The organism is Sphingomonas arabinosi, assembly GCF_036663715.1.
GTDB lineage: Bacteria > Pseudomonadota > Alphaproteobacteria > Sphingomonadales > Sphingomonadaceae > Sphingomonas.
Genome location: NZ_JAXOJN010000009.1, coordinates 117,400 through 141,308, shown reverse-complemented (window position 1 = coordinate 141,308; position 23,909 = coordinate 117,400). Strand labels below are relative to the sequence as shown.

The following is a 23,909-nucleotide window of genomic DNA, read 5'->3' as shown; positions in this document are numbered from 1 at the left end:
GCCGAACTTGAAAAGCAACGGGCGGGTTTAAACCCGCCTGTTGCTTCGCCCGCGCTACTGCGCGACAACAACGGTCGGTCTCTGGTTGCTGCTGGATGAAAGACGGGGGTCACGTCACTACCCCTTGACCGCCGCTTGGCGGCTCAGAGGTTCGCTGCAACAAAGTGCCTGCAGCGCGTGCCCGGACCGCACAGTGCTGGCATGCGCGTTCGCTATATACCACTGGCCTGGTTCAGCTACGGACAGGCAACCCGCTTCGGTCGCCCGACCGATGCTGCCGATTGGGGCAGGGTCCAGCAGGGACCCTCGTGTTCAGCGATATCTCGCGAAAAGCTATGGAAAGGTATTGCAGGGAGAGTTTGAGAGTACCGCGCGCGGCCGTTGCCCGCGTACCCGAAGGGGCCACGGTGGTTGGCATCGAACGCATGTCGCGAGCCTTTACGAAATACCATTTGGACGACGGGCGTGTGCTGCATCGGTTCCGGCGTCCGCAGCCCCGCGCGAATCCACACGATCATCCCTGGCCGTTCGAAACCACGATACTCGATGGCGGGTATATCGACGAAGTGTTTCACGTTGACGCGGATGGCAGCTGGCACAGCGAACACGTTCACAGGCAACCCGGCGAAACCTACTCGGTCGATGCGACGCACATCCATCGCATCGTCGCACTACCGACGGGCGAATGCTGGACGCTCGTGCGCTCTGGTCAGAACGAACGCGAGACCCGCTTCTGGCGGTTTCGGGACGCGGTCAAGTGGCGTGTCTGGCACAGCAGGAAATGGGTGAGCTTGGTATAGAAGCCGCAGCCTTCGATTCCCCGCGTGGAAGAGGCGTTTGCGTTCGATAAGTCCGAACAGGACTGGTGCACCCGACTGGATTCGAACCAGTGGCCTCTGCCTTCGGAGGGCAGCGCTCTATCCAGCTGAGCTACGGGTGCCGGATGGTTCGCCTAGCAAAGCAAAACGGTACGCGCCAGACGTTTTCGCCTTCATGGCTCGTTCGTTGCCGGATCGGTGTCCGCCTGCAGTGCGGGGCTAGCAACCGATTTGCCTTTCGGCGGCGAGGTCTTCGGTTTGTACGCGCACAGATCGCTGACGATGCAGCGCCAGCACTCGGGCGTGCGAGCCTTGCAGACATAGCGGCCGTGCAGGATCAGCCAGTGATGCGCGTGCAGGCGGAAGGGTTGCGGCGTCGCCTTGTCGAGCTTCAGTTCGACCGCGAGCGGGGTCTTGCCGCGGGCGAGACCGGTGCGGTTGCCGACGCGGAAGATGTGCGTGTCGACCGCGAACGTCTCCGCGCCGAATGCGACGTTGAGCACGACGTTCGCGGTCTTGCGCCCCACACCGGGCAAGCGTTCCAGCGCGGCGCGGTCGTTGGGCACGTCGCCGCCATAGTCGTCGATCAGCATCTGCGAGAGCGCGATGACGTTCTTGGCCTTGGTGTTGTAAAGACCGATCGTCTTGATGTGACGCTTCAGTTCGTCGAGCCCCAGCGCGACCATCTTTTCGGGCGTGTCGACCTCACGGAACAGCGCCCGCGTCGCCTTGTTGACGCCGACGTCGGTGGCCTGTGCCGACAAGGCGACCGCCACGACCAGCGTGTACGGGTTGACGAATTCCAGTTCGGTCTCGGGGTGCGGGTCGGCCTCGGCCAGACGCGCGTAGAATTCGATGACGTCGGCCTTCTTCACAGCCCGAGCACGTCGCCCATCCGGTAACGGCCGGCAGGCTGTCCCGCGAGCCAGATCGCCGCACGCACCGCACCGCGCGCGAAGATCGAGCGATCGTCGCCGCGATGGTTGAGCTCGATCCGCTCGCCTTCGCCCGCGAAGATCACGCTGTGGTCGCCGATCACCGACCCGCCGCGCAACGATGCGAAGCCGATCGTGCCTTCGGTGCGGGCACCGACGAGGCCAGCGCGGCTGTCGACGCGCAGTTCGGCGAGCGACGATCCGCGGCCCTTCGCGGCGGCATCGCCGAGCAACAATGCAGTGCCCGATGGAGCGTCGACCTTGTGCTTGTGATGCATCTCGACGATCTCCACGTCCCAGTCGGCGCCCAACCGCGCGGCGGCTTCCCGCACGAGAATGCCGAGGAGAGTGACGCCAAGCGACGTGTTGCCGGTCTGGAGGACAGCGATGTCCTTCGCGACGTCGTCGATCATCGACTGGTGCTGCGGGGACAGGCCGGTCGTGCCGATCACGATAGCGGTACCAGCGGCACGCGCGGCAGCGAGATGCGCCTCGATTGCGGAGGGTGTCGAGAAATCGACCAATACGTCGGCGGTCCGGGCGATCGGGTTCGGGTCCTCGCGCGCATCGACGCCGCCGGCGAGCGATGCGCCCGCCGCCTCGATCGCCTCGACGATCGCGCGGCCCATGCGTCCTGCGCTACCATAGATGCCGATCGAGGTCGTCGAGATGGCGGATGGGGCGGGTTGGGGCGCGAGCGTTTGCATGCTCCGCGCTTTGCACCAAGCCGGCCTTTGGGGACAGGGGCGAACGGTAACCCAACTTATTTCTTCGCGACTTTGGCGCAGGCCACCGCCTGCTCACGCCTTCTCGACGAACGTCCGAACCAGATCGAGATCCACAGGCTTGTCGACGTCGACCGCGGCCAGACCGAACGGACTCGCGACCGCGGTCGCATCCAGGCCGGCGAGGCGACCGAGATGCGCGATCGCTTCGACCAACGTCAGCCGACCCGACAGATACCGCAACAACGTGCCGATCCCGAGGCGGCGAACGATCCGCCACGGTCGCTTGCGATCCGCCTCGACCTGCCCCCAGAGATCGAGCGCCGCGACCGAGCGCGGGGTGGCGAAGTAGAACAGGTTGCAGCCCGACCACGCACCATCGGCGAAACGCAGATATGTTCGGCGCGTGCCGGGCGCGGCGGCTTCGATCACGTCCTGGCGCGCGAGCAGGGCGCCGACATCGGCCCGCGCGGGGACGTCGGCAAGAAAGCGCGCCACCCATTCGGGCTGCAGCAGCGCGTGATCGGCGGTCGTTACCAGCAAGGGCGCGCCGAGCGCTTCGATTCCGTCTCGAACGCTGCGACTTGGACCTGATGCTGCGTCGAGCACGAGGAGGCCCAGCGCGGTCGCCGCGGCTCGCACTGCGTCGTCGGACACCGATACGGCGATCGTGCGGGCGCCTGCCTCCCGCAACGCCTGCGCGACGCGCGCCAGCAACGTCTGGCCATCGAGCAGGATCAGCGCCTTGTGCGACACGCCCGCATAGGCGGCGACCGGATCGACACCGCCACGCGAGCCCGCGAGGATCAGAGCGTTGAAGCCCTGAACATCCGCACTCATACGGTCTTCGCCCCGGTTTGCGCCCGCGCGCGCCAGACGCGCCAGAATACGCCCGGCGCAGCGAGGATCGGATGCTTTTCGCGCCACGGGGTCAACGGCACCGCGACCCCGGTGTGCCGCTCGACCTTCCAGACGCCGTAGCGCGCGGCCCCTTCGAAGGTGAACGCGGCCCGGACCAGTCGCGCCACGTTCAGCGGCTTGCCGGCGCGACGACGACGGCCCCACGCACGCAGCACCGCGCGGCGTTGCGCCGCCGACAGATCGGGCTTCAGCATGCCCGCCTCGTCACGATAGGCGATCCCGTCCGCAGTCCAGGCAAGCGGCAGGAGTTCGGCATAGCGGCCGGGATCGAAGCCCAGGATCTGGCCCTCGCGGCCCTTGCGCTCGACGCGGAGTTCGGCGGCATAGGTCTGGCGGAACAGCGCCCGCCAATAATCGTTGGCGGTACCCATCTCCGGGCCAAGCGCGGCGGCAAAGCGTGCGGCGGACTTTGCCGCATCGGCGATCGCTGTCGCTACGCGCGTCGCCGCCGCCGGATCACGCACCCAGACGAGCGCGGAGGGCTGGACGAAGCGCGTCCAGATCGTCGTGTCGAGCGTCTGCGCGGCGGCCGCCCTGGCGAAGGTGGCCAGTCGCATCGTCGCGATCTTCGCGCGCAACGTCTCGCCGTGCAGGTCGAACTCGCGGTAGCTGACCGTCGGCCACAGGCCACGCTCGGGCGGCCCGGCGGTGAGCACGTAGAAATCGAGCACCCCTTCGGTCGCCCCGGTGCGCAGGTTCGAGCCATAGAACAGCACGGCCAGCGTCTCGCCGGCACCCTCCGCGAGCAGTCCTGCGACGTCGCGGACTGCTGGGATGGTCGGAACGTGCAGCTGGCGGCGGACGACGTCGCCGAGCGTGATCACGGGACCACGAACCGCAGCGCGCGCGCTTCGCGGATGGTCAGGTCGCCGCCCGGATAGACTTCGCCGTCGAGGATGAAGCCGGAGTCCATCGACAGGTCGAAACTCGGCGAGTCGATTCGATGATACCCCGCGCGATCGAGCCACGCGGCAGGCGAGCCGGCGACGATCAACGGCGTCGCGGCGGCCAGCCAGCGGGGCGGCGCGTCGACCAGCAGGGTCTTCAATCCGGCGCGCGGCACGCCGAAGGGGCGGATGCCGATCGGCATCCGCTTCAGCGTCGAGGCGAGCAAGATATAGCGTGCGCGATCCGTATCGGTGTTCGCCCCCGCCGCGTGAACGCCTTCGTCGCCACGCGAGTCGAACCGGATACGCATCCGGTTTCCCGCGCGCCAAGAACTGTTCGCGCCGCCGAACAAGGTCTGGAGGATCGCCCAGCACAGCGCGAGGCCGACCGCCACGCCGTTGAAGGCCCCCGCGCGGTGGGTGCGCTGCGCCAAGGCCGTCGCATCGACGAACGCGCCCGCTCCCAACAGGAAGCCGTGCAGGCGCGTACCGCTATCCCTCCGGACGACTTCGATCGGGTGACGGATCTTCACGTTGCCGCCCCGCGCCGCGGTAAGGGCCTGGTCGAGCGTCCAGTCGTCGGGGATGCCAAGATCGAGTGCGAGCGCATTCGTCTTGCCCGAGGGCACGATCGCCACGCGCGGCGCGGCCCCGGTCCAGACGCGCGCGGCAGCGGTCATCACGTCGCGAATCGTCCCGTCACCGCCGTCGATCACCAGCAACTCGATGCCGTGGCGCGCAAAATCCGTCAGCACTTCGGCCAGCTCGGCCTGCGTACGCGGAGTCACGGCCAGCACGGTGCCCGACAGGAACGGCTTGGTCGCCTCGACGCTGCTGCGGTTCCGGTGGCTTTTCGGGTTGCAGATGATGCCGGTACGGATCTTCGCCGCGGCATCACGCGCACTTACCCCGGTCTTTTCGGGGCCAGCCGAATCGATCATGCCCTCGGGCAGCCATGCCGGAGGAGCCGGCGGCGAAAGGGGGTGCCCGCCAAAGGCGTGAAAGTTCGAAACAACATCGGCCACGATATAAGATACCCGTCGCGGCGCATAACCGCTACAAATTTGTGTCAGGAAGATTTCCGTTCCGCTGCGACCGGCGGTCCGGCTCAACGCCGATACCGCATCTTCATACGCACGGTCGTTCCGGATGGTGCCAATGCCGTCCGCGCTGCATCGAACGACGGGAGCCCGATCGAGGTCGGCGCATCGTTGGAAAAGCCGAAGCCTTCCTTCGGGGCGAACAATGTCCGATTGAAATCATGATCGCTGTTCTCGTCGTGATACTGCGCGATCGCGTAATGCCCGGGCTTCAGCCAGAAGCATGCGCGGGGACTGGTGGCCGGCACACGGGCTCGCGCCAGCTTTCCACCCTTCGCCAGAAACCGTCTTTTGTCATCGGGATAGACCGTGAAGGCGACCTCACCGACGGCGTTGTGCATCGTCGTCGCCTCGACGGTCAGCTTGGCGTTGCCGTTACCGGGCATGCCTTCGCACGCCTCGGCCGCATGTGCCTGCATCGGGATGAGCAGCACCGCTGCGCCGAGGATCGAGGAAACTACAGTCTTCATGATCGGACGTTAGCGCGAAGAAGATGGCCGGAGAGCGGCGCGCAGATGACATTTGCGACGCGAACGAGGCGTCCGTCGCGCGTGCACCGCGCTCTGCCGATCGACCGCTACGTCGGCATAGGGAACCGCCAATTGCACCCCCGACCGCGCAAACGACTTCGCGAGATGCAGCGCGGAAACCCGCCGCCGGTTACGCCAGCCAGCTCGTCAGCGTCTCTCCGCGAGCCTTCCGCGCCATCGCCTGCACCAGCCGCACCATGTGGACGACGAGCGAAATCGCGGTCCAGGCCGCAACGCCGATGATTCCCCAATCCGGGCGCGTGACCAGCAATCCGGCGAACAGGATCACCATGTTCGGATTGCGCCGCGCGGTGATGAGGCGGAACCAGCTGTCGAACCTCTCCCACACATGGATATGCATCCCGAACCGAACGATGAACGCCCCCTCGATCAGGCGTTGCGCGACATAGCCGAACAGCATCGTTCCGATCACCGCCCAGAACATGCCGTCTTCCAGCGGTCGCCCGTACGGCGCACATCCCGCCGCCCAGGCCCACCACCAGAACGGCGGATGGATCAGGTCGACCCCGTGATCCCATGCGTTGCCGAGCTTCGACGCCGTAATCGTGCACCGCGCGAGCTTCCCGTCCACGGTGTCCAGAACCATGAAGAACAGCCCGGTCGCGAGGCCGGTCCAGAACCAGCCATGCCAGAACGCGATCGTCGCGACGATGCACAGTACCGATCCCAGCGCCGTCACCTGATTGGGCGTGATCCCGGCGCGCGCGCAGACCCGCGTGATCGCCAGCGCCCATTCCGGCCACAGATATTTGGTCAGCAGGTCGGTGACGCCCTTGTAGGCACCGACATAGCTGGCGCGCTCGATCGCCGGGACGGCGGCGGGGGTGAGCAACTCGGCGAACGGCTTTTCCCGTTTGCGGAGCGCTTCGTTGAGAATGCCGTCCTCCGCTTCGGCCGCGATCACGGTCAGCCCGGCACCGGGTACCAGCGGTACGTCGTCGATCATCGCGTGGGACACCGCGCTGCGCTCGGCGGCATCGCGGACATGCGCCAGCACCGGAACCCCTGCGCGCGTGACGATCGTGCCGGGGCGGGTCTTCAGATGGGCGATCCAGACCGGGTCGAACGCGAACGCCATGTTGGCCAGGATGACCGGCCCCACTGCGATAGCGGGCGATCCGCTCGTGTCCGGTGCGGGGGGCAGGCCCTGCGCCAGGCCGATCCGGCGGACGCGTTCGGCATTGGTCATGCCCCATAACAAGGTGGCATTGTTGCCCACCGGAACGATAGCTGGCGTGTCGTGCATCGGGTGTCGATAGCCGATCGTGGGCGAATTGCGAACGCCGGCGTGCCCGGATCAACGCCGCAGCGCTGCGATCACCTCTCGCGCGGCACGATCGGGGGCCAGCCCGGACACGTCACCGAGCGCCTCATCGGCGAACCGCTGCTGAAACGCGGTGTATTCGTGATGCACGGTCGACGCCTGCTCGATCGCAGGAATCAGGGCGGAAAGCGTGTCGACGACCACGCCCGCTTCCCACATCGCGTAGGAGCCGTCGTTCCTCCAGTCGGCGTCGAGTGCGTTCAGGAATACGCACGGTCGCGGTCGCGTCAGATATTCGACGACCTGGCTCGACGTATCGCCGAGATACAGGTCGGCGGCGGCGGTATAGCTGCCGTCGACCATCGCGAAGCTGTCGAGATCGCAGTGGATACCGTCACGCCCGGCCAGCCCGGCAACGAACGCGCGCAACGCCGGCGCACGCTCCACGAGTCGCTGGTGCGGCGCGAAGATCAGGTTGAAGCGGCCATCCGCCAGGATACGCTCGACCGTCTCGGGACCCCAGCGCCACCAGGACGACCGGTGCGCCTGCCAGTGCGGGTTGTAGAAGATCACCGGCTTGGCATCCGCGAACAATCGGGCAGGCGGGGTGCGTTGGCGAAAGGCCGCCTTCACGTACCCCGTCGTCACGATCCGCGCGGGGTCGTCACCGCCTGCGATCAACGCACCGCGATCGCGTTCGGCGGCGACCAGCGTCCGCCATCCCGCGCGCCGCCGCCAATGCCCGCGCGCCATCATCGATCCCGCCCCGTGGAAGGTGTCGATGAACCGGGTCCGCAACGGCAGCGTCGCCGGCAGCCAAAGGCTCGTCTGTTCCGCACAAACGACCACCGCGGTCCGCGCGAGATACGGCGCCAGGCGGAACAGCATCGGCAGCTTGGCGGGCAGGGGCGGATTGCGCCCGTCGGCATAGCCTGCCAGGCTGCGAAAGCCGGGCGCCCGCCGGATGCGGACCGTCGTCATGCCCGCGTCGCGAACCCACGCGCTCAGCAACGTCTCGTGCATCGAGGTGCTCACCCACAGGTCGACCGGCAGGTCCGGCGCGATCGCAACCAACGCCTCGACGATCGGATAGAGATGCGGGATCAGCAGCGTCTCGCCGAGAAACAGGAACGCGACCTTCTGCGTCATGATCGCGGAGGGCCGTCCGCGGGCACGTCATGGTCGTCCTGCCATAGCGCGATATCCTCCGGCCGGTCGATCTCCTGCCAGCGGGCATCCGCCGCGATCCGCACCGCGCGGACGCCCACGGTCTCCGCGACACGGCGGATAACGGCGTGGTGATAGGCGTGGATGCCCTCGTCCTCGCCGATCACCGCGCGCAACGCCTCGAGATACGCACTGCCGCCGGTCGAGACGATCAACCCGAGCGAGCGATCGGTGGCCTCGTGCCCGACCAGGTGCTTACCGACCGCGACCACGTGGTCGCCGTGCGCCTCGACCAGCATGTCGTCGAGCCCCGGCGTCACCAGCGGCTCGATGACCAGCGTCACGCCCGATCCGGCCTGCGCGTCCCGATTGGAGAGCGCCGCGCGCAGGATCGCGGCATCGAACAGCGTGTCGCCGTTCATCAACGCGAACGGCGATCCGAGGTGCGTGCGCGCCGCCCATACGCTGCCGATACTGTTGGCGACGGACCAGAACGGGTTGAAGACGAGTTCCGTCGGCAACCCGCACTCGCGCGCTGCCAGATGCGCGGCGATCTGGTCGACCCGGTATCCGCCGACGATCACCGCCCCCTCGAACCCTGCGTCCGCGACGGCATCGAGCTGGTGATCGAGGATCGCCCGGCCCCCGACCTGCACGAGGCATTTCGGCGTCGTCAGCGTCAACGGCAGCAGGCGCGACCCGTGGCCGGCGGCAAGGATGATGGCCTTCATGGGCGGGGACTTACGCACGAAGTGTGGCAGGAAAAAAGCTGTTACGTACCGCACGGCTATGCTGCACTGCAGCGGAACATCTTCGGGCGTTCCACCGTTGCGCTTCGATGCGCATGTTCAGATCGCTCCACATACCCCCCGAGTGGGTTTGGCTGGAGAGTGTCGCGGTCGTCTCGGCCGCCGTCCTCGTCGCGCTGGTCGCGCATTGGCTGACGATGCGGATCGCTGGCCATGCCCAGCGCCGCTCGACCGCCAAGACGGACGGCCTTGTCCTCGCCCGTGTCCGCCGGCCATTGCGTGCGGTGTTCGTCTCGGTTTCCGTCGCGTTCGTCTCGCGGATCCTGCCGATGGACAACGATATCGAGGACTTGTGGAAACAATTGCTCGGCTTCCTCGTCCCCGGGTTGCTCGGCTGGCTGGCGGTGGCGGCTCTCCGCGCGTTCCAGGACGTCATCGAGATCCGCGCCGACATTTCGGTCGAGGACAACCTCCGCGCCCGCCGCAAACGGACGCGCGCCGCGATCCTCGGGCGGATCGGGACGTTCTTCATCATCTTCATCAGCGTCTGCCTGATGCTGCTGAGCGTCCCCGGCATCCGATCGATTGGCGTCACGTTGATGGCGTCGGCGGGTATCGCCGGCCTCGTCGTCGGTGCCGCCGCGCAGCCTGCACTGAAGAACCTGATCGCCGGCGTGCAGATGGCCTTCACCGAGCCGATCCGGATCGACGACGTGCTGATCGTCGACGGCGAATGGGGCCGCGTCGAGCAGATCAACCTGACCTTCGTGGTCATCAAGATCTGGGACGAACGCCGCCTCGTCGTGCCAGTCTCGAAGTTCCTGGAACAGAGCTTCCAGAATTGGACCCGCGAGACCAGCCAACTGATGGGTTCGGTGTTCTGGTACGTGGACCCGGCGACCGACGTGCCGCGCCTCCGCGAGAAACTGGGCGAGATCGTCACCGCGAACCCGCGCTGGGACAAGAGGTTCTTCAACCTCCAGGTGACCGACGTGAAGACCGACTGCATCGAACTGCGCGGCCTGATGACCGCAAAGGATGCCGCGATCGCGTTCGATCTGCGCTGCGACGTACGGGAAGCCTTGCTGAAATATATCCGCGAGGACATGCCCGAAGCCATCCCGAGAAACCGCCTGCTAATGGCCCCCGATCCGGTAACCCACCCCTAACTTCCCCCCTCCCTGAAAGGGAGGGGCCGGGGGTGGGTAGGCCGCTTGTCGGGCGAACCGGCAATTCCAGACCGACCCACCCCCAACCCCTCCCTTCCAGGGAGGGGGGCAAGAAGCCCGTAAGAAGTCAGGCCTCGACGTGCTCCGGCACAGCCTCAAGCGCAGTGATGAACAACTCACACCACCACATGACGTCCTCCTTGCGGACGTTATCGATCAGCTTCTCCCAGCGCGCCTTGCGCTCCGCCAGCGGCATCTTCAGCGCCCGCGCGATCGCGTCGGACATCTCCTCCGGGCTGTACGGATTGACCAGCACAGCATCCGGCAACTGCGCCGCCGCGCCGGCAAACTGCGACAGGATCAGCACGCCCGGATCCTCGGGATCTTGCGCCGCGACATATTCCTTCGCGACTAGGTTCATCCCGTCGCGCAAAGGCGTCACCAACCCGACACGAGCGGCGCGGTAAATCCCCGCCAACACGTCCCGCGGGAACCCCTGGTTGACGTATCGGATCGGCGTCCAGTCGATGTCCGAATACTCGCCGTTGATCCGCCCCGACATCGAATCGAGGTTGGCCCGGATCTCCTGGTACGTATCGACCTTCTCCCGCGAAGGCGGGGCGATCTGGAGCATGTAGACCAAACCGCGATGGTCCGGATGCGAGCCCAGGAACCGCTCATAGCCCGCGAACCGCTCGGCCAGACCCTTCGAATAATCGAGCCGGTCGACCCCGACGATCAGGCTGCGGCCGGTCGCGGACATATACATCCGCTCCTTCGAATGCCGCGCCGCATCGCTGTTCGCCGACTTCTCGAAGTCCGCGGTCTCGATCCCGATCGGCGTCGTGATCGCCTTGATCGTGCGGTCGCCGACCGTCACCCAGCCATCCTCGCCGACCACGCCGTCGAGCTGACTGGTGACGTAATGCAGGAAGCTGTCGAGCCAGTCCTGCGTCTGGAAGCCGACCACGTCGTACGCGAACATCGATTCGACCAGCGCGCGGTGGCTCGGCAGCGACAGCAGCATCGCCATCGGCGGCCACGGAATGTGCAGGAAGAACCCGATCTTGTTCTCGACGCCCAGCTTGCGCAGTTCGCGACCGAGCGGGACGTGGTGGTAATCGTGGACCCACACCAGATCGTCGGGCTCGATCAGCGGCAGCACCGTCTCCGCAAACCGCTTGTTGACGCGAGCGTAGCCGCTGGAGAAATCGCGTTCGAACTCGGTCAGGTCGATCCGGTAATGGAACAGCGGCCACAGCGTCCGGTTCGCATAGCCGTTATAATATTCGTCGAAATCCTGCTCTTCGAGGTCGATCGTCGCGGTGGTGACGCCCTTGCCCTGCTGGAAATTGATGTGACCGGTGAAGGTCTCGGTGGTCTCGCCCGACCAGCCGAACCACACGCCGCCCTTTTCGCGGAGCGCAGCGAGCAGCGCGACGGCGAGGCCGCCCTGGTTGCCCGAGGGCGCATCGACCGACTGGACGCGGTTCGAGATGACGACGAGGCGGCTCATCGGATGGCACTCCACGGCTTGCTGAGCAGGACCGCGCAGTTGATCAGCCCGACCAGCGAATAGGTCTGCGGGTAATTCCCCCACAGCTCGCCGGTGTTCGGATCGATATCCTCCGACAGCAGGCCGGCCGGCGTGCGCCGCGCGACCATCTCGTCGAACAACTCACGCGCGTCGGCGGTCCGCCCGGTCGCATGCAGCGCCTCGATCAGCCAGAAGGTGCAGACGTTGAACGCGGTGTGCGGCAGGCCGAAATCATCCTCGGTCGCATAGCGCAGCATGTGGCTGCCACGACGCAGCCCTTCCTCGACCGCCTTCAGCGTCGACTGGAAGCGCGGATCGTCGGGCGCGAAGAAGCGCAGGTCGAGCAGCTGGATCAGGCTCGCGTCGAGATCGTCCCCGCCGAACGTCGCCGAGATACGCTGCGTGTCCTCGCGCCACGCCGACTGCTCGATCGTCGTGCGGATCGTGTCCGCACGTGCATTCCAGAACGTCCGGCGATCCTCCAGCCCGAGCACCCCGGCCGCATTGGCCAACCGATCGCACGCCGCCCAGCACATCGCCGCCGAATAGGTGTGGACGTGCGCCTTGGTGCGCAGCTCCCACAGCCCTGCGTCGGGCTTGTCGTACGTCTCCCACGCGCGGTCGCCGACCAGTTCGAGGCTCTTGAAATCTTCGACGCTCGACATCCGGAACAGCCGGCGATCGAAGAACGCCTGTACGTCAGACAGGATGATCTGGCCGTACGCATCGTGCTGGATCTGCTCGTACGCCTGGTTGCCGGCACGGACCGGACCCATCCCGCGATAGCCGGGCAGATCCGCCTCGATCCGCTCGATCAGCGTCGACTCGCCGCCGACGCCGTAGAGCGGCTGGACATGGCCCCCCTTCGACGCATCGACGATGTTGCGCAGATATTCGAGATACCCCTCCAGCACGTCGAGCGCACCCAGTCGGTTCAGCGCCTGCACCGTATAATAGGCGTCGCGGATCCAGCAGTAGCGATAGTCCCAGTTGCGCTCCGACCCCTCATGCTCGGGGATTGAGGTGGTGAGCGCGGCGACGATCGCGCCGGTTTCCTCGTGCTGGCACAGCTTCAGCGTAATCGCCGCGCGGATGACGACGTCCTGCCACTCGACCGGCGTCGCCAGCCCACGCACCCAGTGCCGCCACTCGTCCTTGGTCCGCGACAGCATCGCCTCTGCCGCCTCATGCAACACGCCCGCGAAACTCTCGTCCGGCCCGAGGAACAGGTGCATCTGGCGCTCGAGCCGGAACCAGTTCTCGCCGACGATATGCCCAACCGGCGCATCGGTTGTCAGTCTCAGCGTTTGGTCGTCCATCAGGAAGCGAATGTGGTTCGACCCCTGCGTGTGCTCGGTCGGCTTGCCCCAGTTCGTCGCGACGCGCATGCGGATACGGATGCGCGGCGAGCCGGCGACCGGCTTGACGATCCGCACGAAGCTGGTCGGGCGATAGGTCCGGCCTTCGCGGACGAAGCGCGGGCAGAAATCGATCACCTCGACCGCGTTGCCTGCCTCGTCCTCATGACGGGTCACCAGGATCGGCGTGTTGCGGATATAGCTCTGCGTCGTTTTTGCGCCGCCTTCCAGTTCGATCGCCCAGAACCCGGTCTTGGGCGCATCGCCCCCGAGCAGCGCGCAGAACGCGGGGTCGCCATCGACGCGGGGGACGCAGCCCCAGACGAACGTGCCGGTCTTGTCGATCAGCGCGGAGACCTGGCAATTGCCGATCGGCCAGAGGTTCATGTCGGCTTTTTGAGTAGGTGCGGTCATCGTGTTTCCAATATGGCAGCAATCCAGTCGCGAAGTGCAGCAACGTCGTTGAGGCGGTAGGTAGCGGCGGTAGGCCGTTCCTCGCCGATCAGTATGCCCGCCCCACCAAGGTCACGCGCGGCCTCGAACCCGTCCTCATCGGTGACGTCGTCGCCGAAGAAATACGGCAGGCTGCCCGCCATCGTCGGCGCCGCGATCAGTGCGCGGAGTGCCGCGCCCTTGTCGCCGGGGGTGCGCAGTTCGACCATCATCTTGCCGCGCTGGAGTGTGAGCCCGTGGGTGAGGGCAAGGTCTTCGGCGAGGCGGACGGCGGCAGGTTCGAAGTGCGGGGCCATCCGGTAGTGCAGCCCCGCGCCGAGGCTCTTGGCTTCGTAGACGAGGCCGTTGGCATCGGCAAATGCGCGCAATGCGTCGGCCGCGGCTTCGAGCGAGGCAGGGCGTTCGGCGGCGATGTGGCCGTCGTCCGGCGTTCGGGTTTCTGCCCCGTGGCTGCCCGCGACCGCGAACAGGTGCGCGTGCCGCCCGAGCATCGCATCGAGCTGCGCGATCGATCGCCCGCTGATGATAGCAATGCGACCGGGGAACCGCTCGGCGAGCGTATCGAGGGTATCTAGCAGAATCCGGTCCACCACGACCGCATCCGGCGTCGCCGCAAGGTCGACGAGCGTCCCGTCGAAATCGAAGAACAGGCTCACTGCGTCGGGCACGGCAAGGGGCGGCGCGAGGACATCAGTCGCGGGCTGGCGTTCGGCTAGCATCATCCCTGAACCCATAGCGCCGCCGCTACGTTCCGCTGCACTGCAAAATTGGAACGGGTGCGGTTCGATTATTGAAGATGGGGCGCAGCCAGCACTCCCGTCATGTTCTCCTGCGAACGCAGGAGCCCAGGACCCAACAGCGCACCGCTCATGATTCAAGCCCCCCGGCTTTCGCGGAGAACACGGGAAAAAGTTCCGCCGCTCCCAGTCATCCCGGCGAAGGCCGCCGTGACTGGGGCGGAGCGAAATCCGGCGCCGGCCCACCTTCGGGGATCTTCTCCCTTCCCTGGAAGGGAGGGGTAGGGGGGGGTCGGCTTCCGCATCACGCGACGCAAGTGGCACGAGCGAACCGACCCACCCCCAGCCCCTCCCTTCCAGGGAAGGGAGAAAGACAGGCCTCGTCTTCCCCCGATCCCGTCTTCCGGCCCCAGCGATAGGATAGTATTCAACGACGCCGACGCATCGCTTGGCGCCCCACACCCCCTCCAATCCACCACGCTTGCGACACCTCGCGACACAAAACCGCTGGACTAGGGCAGGGACGGCGGCCATTCCTCCGCCCATGTCCCGCGTCAGCGCCCTCTTCATCGCACCCGTCCTATCGGCAGGCGTGCTGCTAGCCGGCTGCACCGTCGGCCCGGACTACCACCCAAAGGCGGCCGCCGAACTCGGCGTCCCCGACGCCTATTCGGTCACCCCGGAAACCAGGCCCGAAGACCTCACTCGCTGGTGGCAGAAGTTCGACGACCCCGTCCTCGGGCAGCTCGTCGAGCAGGCCGCCGCCGCCAACCTCGACATCGCACAGTCCGTCGCGCGCCTCCGCCAGGCCCGCGAAAGCCTCCTCCAGAACCGCGCGTCGCTTCTCCCCACGGCCAACGGCTCGGTCGGCTACCAGCGCAACGAGAATGTCCGCGGCGGCGGGCGGTCGTTCACGCTGCCCGACGGCACCGTCGTCGATACCGGCGGCGGCGGCGCCAACAGCTTCACGCTCGGGGCCAGCGCCAGCTACCAGGTCGGCGTCTTCGGCGAGATCCGTCGCACCATCGAAGCGAGCCGCGCAGAGTACGCCGCGTCGGGCTACGACTACGCCACCGTCCTGATCTCGGTCGAAAGCGAGGTCGCACGCAACTACGTCCTCGCGCGGCTCTATCAGCAGCAGCTGGCCAACGCCCGCGCCTCGCTCGCGATCCAGGACGACAATCTCGAAATCGCCGGCTTCCGCGTCCAGGCTGGACTCGTTTCCAGCGTCGACGCCGAACAGGCCCGCGCCCAACGCGCGCAGACTGCCGCGACGATCCCCAGCCTCGACCAGCAATATGCCGCGTCCGTCGCGCGGATCGGCGTGCTGACCGGCCAAGCCCCCGGCACGCTCCGCACGATGATGGCGCCCGCGAAGGCGATCCCGACCGGTCCCGCCGCAGTCGGCGTCGGCATTCCCGGCGACACGCTGCGCCAGCGCCCCGACATTCGTTCCGCCGAGCGCGCGCTCGCCGCCGCCACCGCGCGGATCGGCGTCGCCAAGGCGCAGCTCTATCCCGCGCTCGCGATCACCGGTAACCTCAACACCAACGCGACCTCGATCGGCAACATCGGCGACGCGATCACCGGCAGCCTGTTCGCCGGCCTGACGCAGGCGATCTTCAACGGCGGGCGTCTGCGAAGCCAGGTCCGCACCAGCGAAGCCGCCGCCGACGGTGCGTTCGCGCTCTACAAGTCCACCATCCTCACCGCGCTGGAGGACGTCGAGAACGCCGTCGTCGCGCTTCAGACTGCGCAGGAACGCGAGCGCCAGTTCGCCATCGCGCTCGACGCGTCGAACAATTCCGCGATCCTCAGCCGCAGCCAGTATCGCACCGGCCTCACCGATTTCACCACGCTCAACCAGCAGGAAACCGCGCTCCTGTCCGCCCGCAACGGTGCGACGCAAGCGCGCGCCGATGCCGCGACCGCGTTGATCGCACTCTATGCCGCACTCGGCGGCGGCTGGGACTCCACCGTGATCCCTGAAGCGCCCCAATCCAATCCAGAGGCACGCTGATGGCCGACGCATCGATCGACGACTTCCTCGGCGTAAAGCCGCAGGCCCCCTGGAAACGCTACATAAAGTGGGTCGTGATCGCGGTCGGCGTGGTCCTGCTTTGCCTGCTGCTCGCCAAGTGCTTCGGCGCGAAGGAGCAGACGCAATATTCGACGCAGGCCGCCCAGCGCGGCAACCTGACCGTCACGGTCTCGGCCACCGGCAAGCTCGCGCCGACGACGCAGGTCACGGTCGGCTCGCAGCTGTCGGGTCTCGTCACGCAGGTCGTCGCCGACGTCAACGACCGCGTCGTCGCCGGCCAGCCGCTCGCGCTGATCGATCCCGAACAGCTCGACGACCAGATCCGCCAGACCAGCGCCCAGCTCGCAGCGAACCAGGCGCAGGTCGCGCAGGCGCAGGCCACCGTTGCCGAAGCTCGCGCGCAGTTGAACCGCCTCGAAGAGGTCTCACGCCTCTCGGGTGGCCGCGTTCCGTCGAAGACCGAGCTCCAGACCGGCCGCGCCGACTACGCGCGCGCCCTCGCGGCGCAGAAGGTCGCCGAAGCCAACGTCGCCGCCAGCCGCGCGCTCCTCGCGCAGAACCAGACGCAGCGCGCCCGTGCGATCATCCGCTCGCCCGTCACCGGCGTCGTGCTCGCGCGCCAGATCGACCCCGGCCAGACCGTCGCCTCGTCGTTCAACACGCCGACGTTGTTCGTGATCGCCGAAGATCTCACCAAGATGAAGCTCGAGGTTGCGATCGACGAGGCGGACGTCGGCGAGGTCAAGATCGGCCAGAAGGCCAGCTTCACGGTCGACGCGTTCCCCGGCCAGACCTTCCCCGCGACGATCAGCCGCGTCGACCTCGGCTCGAACCTGACGGTCAGCTCGGCGACCTCGTCGAGCACCACGACCACGACGTCGACCACCGGCCAGGTCGTGTCCTACGCCGCCGACCTCACGGTGGCGAACCCGTCGCTGACGCTGCGCCCGGGCATGACCGCGACCGCGGACATCGTCACCTCGGACAAGCGCAACGTGATGCTCGTCCCCAACGCCGCGCTGCGCTTCAAGCCGACCGCGGCGACGGGCGACGCGGGCGGCGGCATCGCCGGCTCGCTGACCTTCCGGCCCCGTCGTGGCGGCGGCGGTGCGGAGCGGACCGCGACGCTCGGCCGCGGCGCGCAGCAGACGATCTACGTCAAGGGCGCGGACGGCACGCCGCAAGCCGTGCAGATCACCACCGGCGACACCAACGGCACGATGACCGAGGTGCTGTCGGGCAACCTCCAGCCCGGCGCGCAGGTCATCACCGGGCAGCTGGCGAGCGGGTCGGACGACACCAAGCGCAGCGGCGGCGGCGCACGCCGTTCGGGCGGCGCGAGCAAGGGTGGGGGCGGTGGCCAGTAATCCGCCCCCGCTGATCAGTCTGCGCGGCGTCACCAAGACGTACGGGCAGGGCGCGACGATGTTCCAGGCGCTCAAGGGCGTCGACCTCGACATCGCAGCGGGCGATTTCGTCGCGGTGATGGGGCCATCGGGGTCGGGCAAGTCTACGACGATGAACATCCTCGGCTGCCTCGACGTGCCGACCGACGGCACTTTCCTGTTTCGCGGGCATCATGTGGAAACGCTAGACCGCGACCAGCGCGCGCTGCTCCGTCGGAAGTATCTCGGCTTCGTATTCCAGGGCTTCAACCTGCTCTCGCGCACGTCCGCGCTGGAGAATGTCGAACTGCCGCTGCTCTACCGCGGCGACGAGAAGCGGACGCGGCGGGACGCGGCGATGGCAAGCCTCGACACGGTAGGCCTGGCGGACTGGTGGGATCACACCCCGGCGGAACTGTCCGGCGGCCAGCAACAGCGCGTCGCGATCGCCCGCGCACTGGTGACTAGCCCCGACGTGTTGCTCGCGGATGAGCCGACCGGCAACCTCGACAGCGAACGCTCGGTCGAGATCATGCAATTGCTCACGCGGCTGAATGCGGAGAAGAACATCACGGTGCTGATGGTCACGCACGAACCCGACATGGCCGCGTTCGCGCGGACGGTGGTCCACTTCAAGGACGGTCTGGTGGAGCGTATCGAAAGCCAGCACCGCCAGGGCGAAAGCGTACAGTCGTGAGCGCCGCCACTTCTTCCCCCCTTCCGCAAGCGGGAGGGGCGCCATCTTCTCCCCTCCCGGAAGCGGGAGGGGCCGGGGGTGGGCACGCGCTCACGCCGAGCGCACCGCGAGCCGTAGTTCCAGCGCGAACATCGACGGCAGTATCCGCCGCACCCGCGAGCCCACCCCCCAGCCCCCTCCCGCAAGCGGGCGGGGGAGCAGACGCCTCGCGCGGGGAACCAGTCTAATGTTCGGCACCACCCTATCCCTCGCGCTCCGCTCGATCCGCCGCCACCTCCTGCGGTCGTTCCTCACCATCCTCGGCATCGTCATCGGTGTCGGAGCAGTCGTGACGATGGTCACCCTCGGCAAGGCAACGACGGCAGCGGTCCAGCAATCGATCTCCGCACTCGGCACCAACATTCTTCAGATCCGCCCCGGCCAGGGCTTCGGCCGCGGCGGCGGCGGGCCACGTCCGCCCGACTTCAAACCCGAGGATGTCGAAGCCATCGCCAAGCAGACCGCCGGCGTCACCGCAGTCGCCCCGCAGGCACAGGCCACCGCCACCGCGATCTACGAGGGCGCGAACTGGTCGACCACGATCAACGGCACCACCTCCGCCTATTTCCAGGTCCAACCCTGGCCACTAGCCGCGGGCCGCATCTTCTCGCCGGTCGAGGAAGCCGCGGGCAAGGCCGTCTGCATCATCGGCAACACGGTCCGCACCAACCTCTTCCGCGGCGGCGATGCGGTCGGCCTGCGGATGCGGATCGGCGCGATCAGCTGCGATGTGGTCGGAATACTCTCCGCCCGCGGCCAGGCCGGGTTCGGCGGCGATCAGGACGACGTCGTCATCATGCCGATCAAGGCGGTCCAGCGCCGCTTCACCGGCAGCCGCGACATCCGCCTGATGCTCGTCGGCGTCGACCAGAAATTCTCGACCGCGACCGTCCAGGCCTCGATCACCGACCTGCTCCGCGAACGCCGCACGATCACGTCGGGCAAGGAAGACGACTTCAACATCTTCGATACGAAGCAGATTTCGGACACGCTGACCGGCACCACGACGTTGCTCACCGGAATCGTCGCCGCGGTCGCCGGGATCAGCCTGGTCGTCGGCGGGATCGGCATCATGAACATCATGCTGGTGTCGGTGACCGAGCGCACGCGTGAGATCGGCATCCGCTTAGCTATCGGCGCGGTCGCGCGCGAGGTGCTGATGCAGTTCCTCGTCGAGGCGATCGCGCTGTCGTGCCTCGGCGGCGTCATCGGCCTCGTCATCGCGCAGCTGGCGATCGCGATCATCGCCCCGCTGATCAAGGTTCAGTGGATATTCGTGCCCGAGATCAACATCTTCGCGTTCGTCATTTCGGCGGTGATCGGCGTGGTGTTCGGCTATTTCCCCGCACGCCGCGCCGCCGCGATGAACCCTATCGACGCGTTAAGGCACGAGTGATCGCCGCCTTGGGATCGTGGACCAGCGCCTGCAGCCGGTCCAGATCCTCGGGCGTGTCAATATCGATCAACTCGGCGGGCGCGGTCACGACGTGCCGCCCCGCCTTCACCAGGTCGCGCGCACCCGCATCGCCGTCCAGCGTCAGCAGGAAATCGAACCGATCGCGCCCGAACAGGGCAGGGGGGCTGGGCTTTTCGCCATCGCTCGACGCGACGACGGCATCGGCACTGTCGGCCGCATCCAGCATCCGGTAGATATGCGCCGCAGTCACGCGCGGCATGTCGGCGAGCGCGATCAGCACCGCCTGTGCCCCCTCGTCCTTCGCGCGCTGCACGCCCAACTTCACCGACTGCGACATGCCCGACGACGGGTCTTCGTTATGCACCACCTCGAAATGATGGCTGAGGAAGTCGAGCTTGCAGCCGTCGGTGACCACCAGCCGCCGCTTGAACGGAATGTTCTCGAACGCGGTGACGACGTGCATCCCGAGCGGCTTGTTGAGGAACGGTACTTCCAGCTTGTTCGGAAGCCCGAAACGCTCGGAGCGGCCCGCGGCGAGCAGGATGAGGAAGACGTCTTCAGCGGCGATCATTGAACGCTCCTATCATCGCCGCCGCGACCGACAGCGCAATCTCCGAAGGGCCGATCGCGCCGATGTCCAGTCCGACCGGCGCATCGATCCGGTCGATGTTCTCGGCCGTAACGCCTTCCGCGACAAGCCGCTCGCGCCGCGCCGCGTGACTCTTGCGGCTGCCGAGCGCCCCGACATAGGCGGCATCGGACGCGAGTGCGGCGATCAGCGCGGGATCGTCGATCTTGATGTCATGGCTCAGCGTCACGACTGCGGTCGACGGGCCCGGGCGATAGGCGGCAATCGCCTCGTCCGGCCAACGATCGTCGAGCGTCACGCCCGGAAACCGCTCCTCCGTCAGGAAGCGCGCGCGCGGATCGATCACCACCGTCTCGATCCCGAGTTCGCGTGCGAGGCCTGCGAGCGCCTGCGCGATCTGCACCGCCCCGACGATCAGCAGTCGGCGTGGTGGATCGTAGCGATTGACGAACACCTCGCCCGTCTCCAGCGGCCGCGCATCACTGTGCCCTGTCTTGAGATCGGTCGTCACGGTCAGTGCATCGCCCTGGTCGCGCGCATCGGCGATCCGGTCGAACAGCTCGGGATCGAACCCTTCGGCCGACACCGGCTGCACCATCACCGCGATCTCGCCGCCGCACGGCAAGCCGACCTCCCACGCCGCCGCATCCGCCACGCCGTAGTTGCGCACCTGGAACGGCGCGCCCGCGATCACCTCGGCGGCGGTGGCGAGGATATCGCTCTCGACGCACCCGCCGGAGACGGATCCCTCGAACCGCCCATCGGCATGGACGAGCATATGGCTCCCCTTGGGCCGCGGCGCGGATCCCCAGGTCGAGACGACCGTGGCGATCGCCATCGGTTCGCCCTTCCAGCTCTTCGCGGCGGCAATCACGCTATCGTTTTCGGCCATGTCTCTCGTCTTTCAAATCCTCCCCGGAACGGGGAGGGGGACCAGCGCAGCTGGTGGAGGGGGCCAGCCGCAAACGTTACGCTTTGGGGGAAACCCCCTCCACCACGCCAAGAGGCGCGGTCCCCCTCCCCGTGCCGGGGAGGATCAGACGGCCGGCAAACCTTCGAGCAGCTTGTCGAGCGTCACCGGAAAGTCCCGAACTCTCACACCCGTCGCATTGTAGATAGCATTCGCCACCGCAGCCCCCGCGCCGGAAATCCCAAGCTCCCCAACGCCCTTCGCCCCCACCGGGTTCGCCGACGTGTCGACCTCCTCGATGAAATGCACCTCGAGCTGCGGAATGTCGGCGTTCACCGCGACATGATACTCCCCGAAATCGGGGTTCACGAACGCCCCCGTCCGCGTGTCGACGATCCCCTCTTCGCTCAGCGCATAGGCAATCCCCCAAGCCATCCCGCCAGTGATCTGGCTCGTCGCAGTCTTGCGATTGAGCACCCGCCCGACGTCGAACACACCCAGCATCCGCCGGACCCGCGTCTCACCCGTCACCGCGTTCACCGCGACCTCGACGAAGTGCGCGCCGTGGCTCGCCTGGCTGGTGCGCTTGCTCTCGGCACCCGGCCCGGTCTTGCCCATCGCCACGATCGCCTCGCCGCGCACGAGATCGGCCAGCGTCACCGACCGCCCGCCAGCGCTCACGCACCCGTCGTGCAGGCTCAAATCCTCAGGCGCGGCGTTCATCCTGAGCGCCAGTTCGCCAAGGATATCCTCGCACGCCAGCACCACCGCCGAACATGCGCTGCCAGCGCCGAACGATCCGCCCGACCCAGCGCTCGCCGGCAGGTCGCTGTCGCCGAGCCGCACGGTCACGTCCGCCACCGGCAGCCCCAACATCTCACCCGCGGTCTGCGCAAGGATGGTGTACGTCCCGGTACCGATATCGGTCATGTCGCACTCGACCGTCGCACGGCCATCCGCCTCGAGCCGCACACGCGCCTGCGCCTCGACCGTGAAGTTGCCCCGCAGGCTCGCCGCCATGCCGATCCCGACCAGCCACTCCCCCTCACGCACCGAACCCGGCGCCGGCACCCTCGCAGGCCACCCGAACCGCTCGGCACCCTGCGTATAGCAATCGAGCATCCGCCGTGTGGAGAACGGCTTGCCGCTCACCGGATCGGTTTCGGGCTCGTTGCGCCGCCGCAGTTCGATCGGATCCATCCCGAGCTGTTCGGCCAGTTCGTCCATCGCACACTCGACCCCGAACGTGCCCACAGCCTCGCCCGGCGCGCGGACAGCCCCGCTCGCGGGCAGGTCGACGCGCACGAGGTCGGTCTTGAACCGCCGCGCATCGCCCCGGTACAGCGGCAGCGTCCCGAACGGCACCGGCTCCAGAAACTCGCCATCGTCGTTCTGCGCGACGACGCTCTCATGCCCCATCCCCAGGATCACGCCGTCCTTGTCGGCGGCGATCCGAATCCGCTGAATCGTGTGCGAGCGGTGATGCACCATATACGCGGTCTGGCGGCGCGGCAGGGCGACCTTCACCGGCCGCCCGACGACCTCCGCCGCGATCGCCGCCAAGATCGCCTCCGCGCCGACGCCCGTCTTTCCGCCGAACCCGCCGCCGACATACGGCGCAAGCGCACGCACCTTGTCCGCATCGATCTTGAGCGCCTTGGCGATCGTCTTACGCGCGCCGCCGATCACCTGGTTGCTGGTGCGAACGGTGAGCTTGTCGCCCTCCCACCACGCGGTGGTCGCATGCGGCTCCAGCGCGGCGGGGAAATGCACGGGCGTCGTGTAGGTCCGGTCCAACGTCACCGGCGCACCCGCCATCACCGCGTCGAGATCGCCGTTGTCGACCGGCGGCAGGAAGCCGATCTCGGGCTTGGTATCGACCGGCTGCGCCTCGACGTCGAACCGATCCCCGCCCGCCTCGGTGCGAACCACGACCAGCGCCGCGGCATCGCGCGCGATCGCCTGATCCTCCGCGACGACGATCGCGACCGGCTGGCCGAGATGGAGAATGACGTCGGTATCGAACTTCGGCATCGCCCGCGAATTGGACTCGCCAGCCGGCATGCGCGGGTCGTCGTGGATGACCGCAATGACACCCGGCAACGCCTCAGCGGCGCTCACGTCGACCCCAAGGATCCGCCCGCTGCCGACCGGCGTGCCGACGATCACGGCATAGGCGATGCCGTCGGGCGTGCCCTCGTACGCATAGTCCGCCACGCCGGTGACCTTCGCCGGCCCCTCGATCCGATCGAGCCCAAGCCCCAGAACGCCCTGTTTCGCGCGGTCGAGACCACCCGGCCGAAACGCCGCATCCATCACGTGTTCGTTCATTCTGGGGTCCTCGGGGTGGAGGGGAAGATATGGGGAGGGCGGGTGCGTTTGACGAGAGCGCTACGCATCCCCCCAACACCACCCCGGCGAAGGCCGGGGCCCAATTGGGGAACGAGAGTAACGGAGGAC

21 protein-coding genes and 1 tRNA gene are annotated in these 23,909 nt (G+C 67.2%); 6 read left to right on the top strand and 16 right to left on the bottom strand.

Annotated features, from left to right (window positions below; all coding sequences use genetic code 11):
• Nucleotides 1-407 precede the first annotated feature (407 nt).
• Nucleotides 408-800, top strand: a complete 393-nt coding sequence (locus U1708_RS15200; RefSeq protein WP_332746656.1) for a hypothetical protein — start codon at nt 408-410, stop codon at nt 798-800.
• A 63-nt stretch (nt 801-863) separates the two neighbouring features.
• Here U1708_RS15200 and U1708_RS15195 read toward each other — a convergent pair.
• The 10 genes from U1708_RS15195 to U1708_RS15150 form a co-directional block, all read right to left on the bottom strand.
• Nucleotides 864-940 (bottom strand) — tRNA-Arg (locus U1708_RS15195).
• 51 nt (nt 941-991) lie between these two features.
• Nucleotides 992-1,693 carry an endonuclease III gene (gene nth / locus U1708_RS15190; protein WP_332746655.1) on the bottom strand — a complete coding sequence of 234 codons (702 nt, stop codon included), beginning with the start codon at nt 1,691-1,693 and terminating at the stop codon, nt 992-994.
• Nucleotides 1,690-2,460 (bottom strand): 4-hydroxy-tetrahydrodipicolinate reductase, encoded by a 771-nt coding sequence (dapB, locus tag U1708_RS15185; RefSeq protein WP_332746654.1) that lies wholly within the window; start codon nt 2,458-2,460, stop codon nt 1,690-1,692. The genes nth and dapB overlap by 4 nt, the downstream gene beginning before the upstream one ends.
• Nucleotides 2,461-2,553: 93 nt before the next feature.
• Nucleotides 2,554-3,318, bottom strand: a complete 765-nt coding sequence (locus tag U1708_RS15180) for a nucleotidyltransferase family protein (protein ID WP_332746653.1) — start codon at nt 3,316-3,318, stop codon at nt 2,554-2,556.
• Entirely contained in the window at nt 3,315-4,223 is a 909-nt protein-coding gene (locus U1708_RS15175) for a hypothetical protein (protein ID WP_332746652.1), read from the bottom strand. Before U1708_RS15175 ends, U1708_RS15180 begins: the two co-directional genes overlap by 4 nt.
• On the bottom strand, nt 4,220-5,227 hold the full coding sequence (locus U1708_RS15170; RefSeq protein ID WP_332746651.1) for a diacylglycerol/lipid kinase family protein: 1,008 nt from the start codon (nt 5,225-5,227) through the stop codon (nt 4,220-4,222). The genes U1708_RS15175 and U1708_RS15170 overlap by 4 nt, the downstream gene beginning before the upstream one ends.
• A 167-nt stretch (nt 5,228-5,394) precedes the next feature.
• Nucleotides 5,395-5,856 (bottom strand): DUF2141 domain-containing protein, encoded by a 462-nt coding sequence (locus U1708_RS15165; RefSeq protein ID WP_332746650.1) that lies wholly within the window; start codon nt 5,854-5,856, stop codon nt 5,395-5,397.
• Between the two features lie 190 nt (nt 5,857-6,046).
• On the bottom strand, nt 6,047-7,126 hold the full coding sequence (locus tag U1708_RS15160) for a CDP-alcohol phosphatidyltransferase family protein (protein WP_332746649.1): 1,080 nt from the start codon (nt 7,124-7,126) through the stop codon (nt 6,047-6,049).
• A gap of 108 nt (nt 7,127-7,234) precedes the next feature.
• Nucleotides 7,235-8,350, bottom strand: coding sequence for a CDP-glycerol glycerophosphotransferase family protein (locus U1708_RS15155; protein WP_332746648.1), 1,116 nt, complete (start codon nt 8,348-8,350; stop codon nt 7,235-7,237).
• Nucleotides 8,347-9,099 carry a phosphocholine cytidylyltransferase family protein gene (locus tag U1708_RS15150; RefSeq protein WP_332746647.1) on the bottom strand — a complete coding sequence of 251 codons (753 nt, stop codon included), beginning with the start codon at nt 9,097-9,099 and terminating at the stop codon, nt 8,347-8,349. Before U1708_RS15150 ends, U1708_RS15155 begins: the two co-directional genes overlap by 4 nt.
• 107 nt (nt 9,100-9,206) lie before the next feature.
• On the opposite strand from U1708_RS15150, the gene U1708_RS15145 reads away from it, so the two are divergent.
• Nucleotides 9,207-10,286: a mechanosensitive ion channel family protein gene (locus U1708_RS15145; RefSeq protein WP_332746645.1), complete on the top strand. Its 1,080-nt coding sequence runs from the start codon at nt 9,207-9,209 to the stop codon at nt 10,284-10,286.
• Between the two features lie 127 nt (nt 10,287-10,413).
• Here U1708_RS15145 and U1708_RS15140 read toward each other — a convergent pair whose 3' ends face one another.
• From U1708_RS15140 to otsB, 3 genes are read right to left on the bottom strand one after another with little or no spacing between them, the layout of a single operon-like run.
• Nucleotides 10,414-11,802, bottom strand: a complete 1,389-nt coding sequence (locus U1708_RS15140; RefSeq protein ID WP_307083278.1) for an alpha,alpha-trehalose-phosphate synthase (UDP-forming) — start codon at nt 11,800-11,802, stop codon at nt 10,414-10,416.
• Nucleotides 11,799-13,595 carry a glycoside hydrolase family 15 protein gene (locus U1708_RS15135; RefSeq protein ID WP_332746644.1) on the bottom strand — a complete coding sequence of 599 codons (1,797 nt, stop codon included), beginning with the start codon at nt 13,593-13,595 and terminating at the stop codon, nt 11,799-11,801. The genes U1708_RS15140 and U1708_RS15135 overlap by 4 nt, the downstream gene beginning before the upstream one ends.
• Complete coding sequence (otsB, locus tag U1708_RS15130) at nt 13,592-14,356, bottom strand: trehalose-phosphatase (protein WP_332746643.1); 765 nt, start codon at nt 14,354-14,356, stop codon at nt 13,592-13,594. The genes U1708_RS15135 and otsB overlap by 4 nt, the downstream gene beginning before the upstream one ends.
• Nucleotides 14,357-14,915: 559 nt before the next feature.
• Here otsB and U1708_RS15125 point away from each other — a divergent pair.
• From U1708_RS15125 to U1708_RS15110, 4 genes are all read left to right on the top strand, one after another.
• Nucleotides 14,916-16,391, top strand: coding sequence for an efflux transporter outer membrane subunit (locus U1708_RS15125; RefSeq protein ID WP_332746642.1), 1,476 nt, complete (start codon nt 14,916-14,918; stop codon nt 16,389-16,391).
• Nucleotides 16,391-17,779: an efflux RND transporter periplasmic adaptor subunit gene (locus tag U1708_RS15120; RefSeq protein ID WP_332746640.1), complete on the top strand. Its 1,389-nt coding sequence runs from the start codon at nt 16,391-16,393 to the stop codon at nt 17,777-17,779. Before U1708_RS15125 ends, U1708_RS15120 begins: the two co-directional genes overlap by 1 nt.
• 58 nt (nt 17,780-17,837) lie before the next feature.
• Nucleotides 17,838-18,494: an ABC transporter ATP-binding protein gene (locus U1708_RS15115; protein WP_332746662.1), complete on the top strand. Its 657-nt coding sequence runs from the start codon at nt 17,838-17,840 to the stop codon at nt 18,492-18,494.
• A gap of 226 nt (nt 18,495-18,720) precedes the next feature.
• Nucleotides 18,721-19,929 (top strand): ABC transporter permease, encoded by a 1,209-nt coding sequence (locus tag U1708_RS15110; protein WP_332746639.1) that lies wholly within the window; start codon nt 18,721-18,723, stop codon nt 19,927-19,929.
• Here the strand turns inward: U1708_RS15110 and U1708_RS15105 are convergent.
• From U1708_RS15105 to U1708_RS15095, 3 genes are all read right to left on the bottom strand, one after another.
• Nucleotides 19,904-20,521 carry a nucleotidyltransferase family protein gene (locus U1708_RS15105; RefSeq protein ID WP_332746638.1) on the bottom strand — a complete coding sequence of 206 codons (618 nt, stop codon included), beginning with the start codon at nt 20,519-20,521 and terminating at the stop codon, nt 19,904-19,906. The two genes, U1708_RS15110 and U1708_RS15105, sit on opposite strands and share 26 nt — an antisense overlap.
• Nucleotides 20,508-21,431, bottom strand: coding sequence for an XdhC family protein (locus tag U1708_RS15100; RefSeq protein ID WP_332746637.1), 924 nt, complete (start codon nt 21,429-21,431; stop codon nt 20,508-20,510). Before U1708_RS15100 ends, U1708_RS15105 begins: the two co-directional genes overlap by 14 nt.
• A 144-nt stretch (nt 21,432-21,575) precedes the next feature.
• Entirely contained in the window at nt 21,576-23,780 is a 2,205-nt protein-coding gene (locus tag U1708_RS15095; protein ID WP_332746636.1) for a molybdopterin cofactor-binding domain-containing protein, read from the bottom strand.
• Nucleotides 23,781-23,909: the final 129 nt, after the last annotated feature.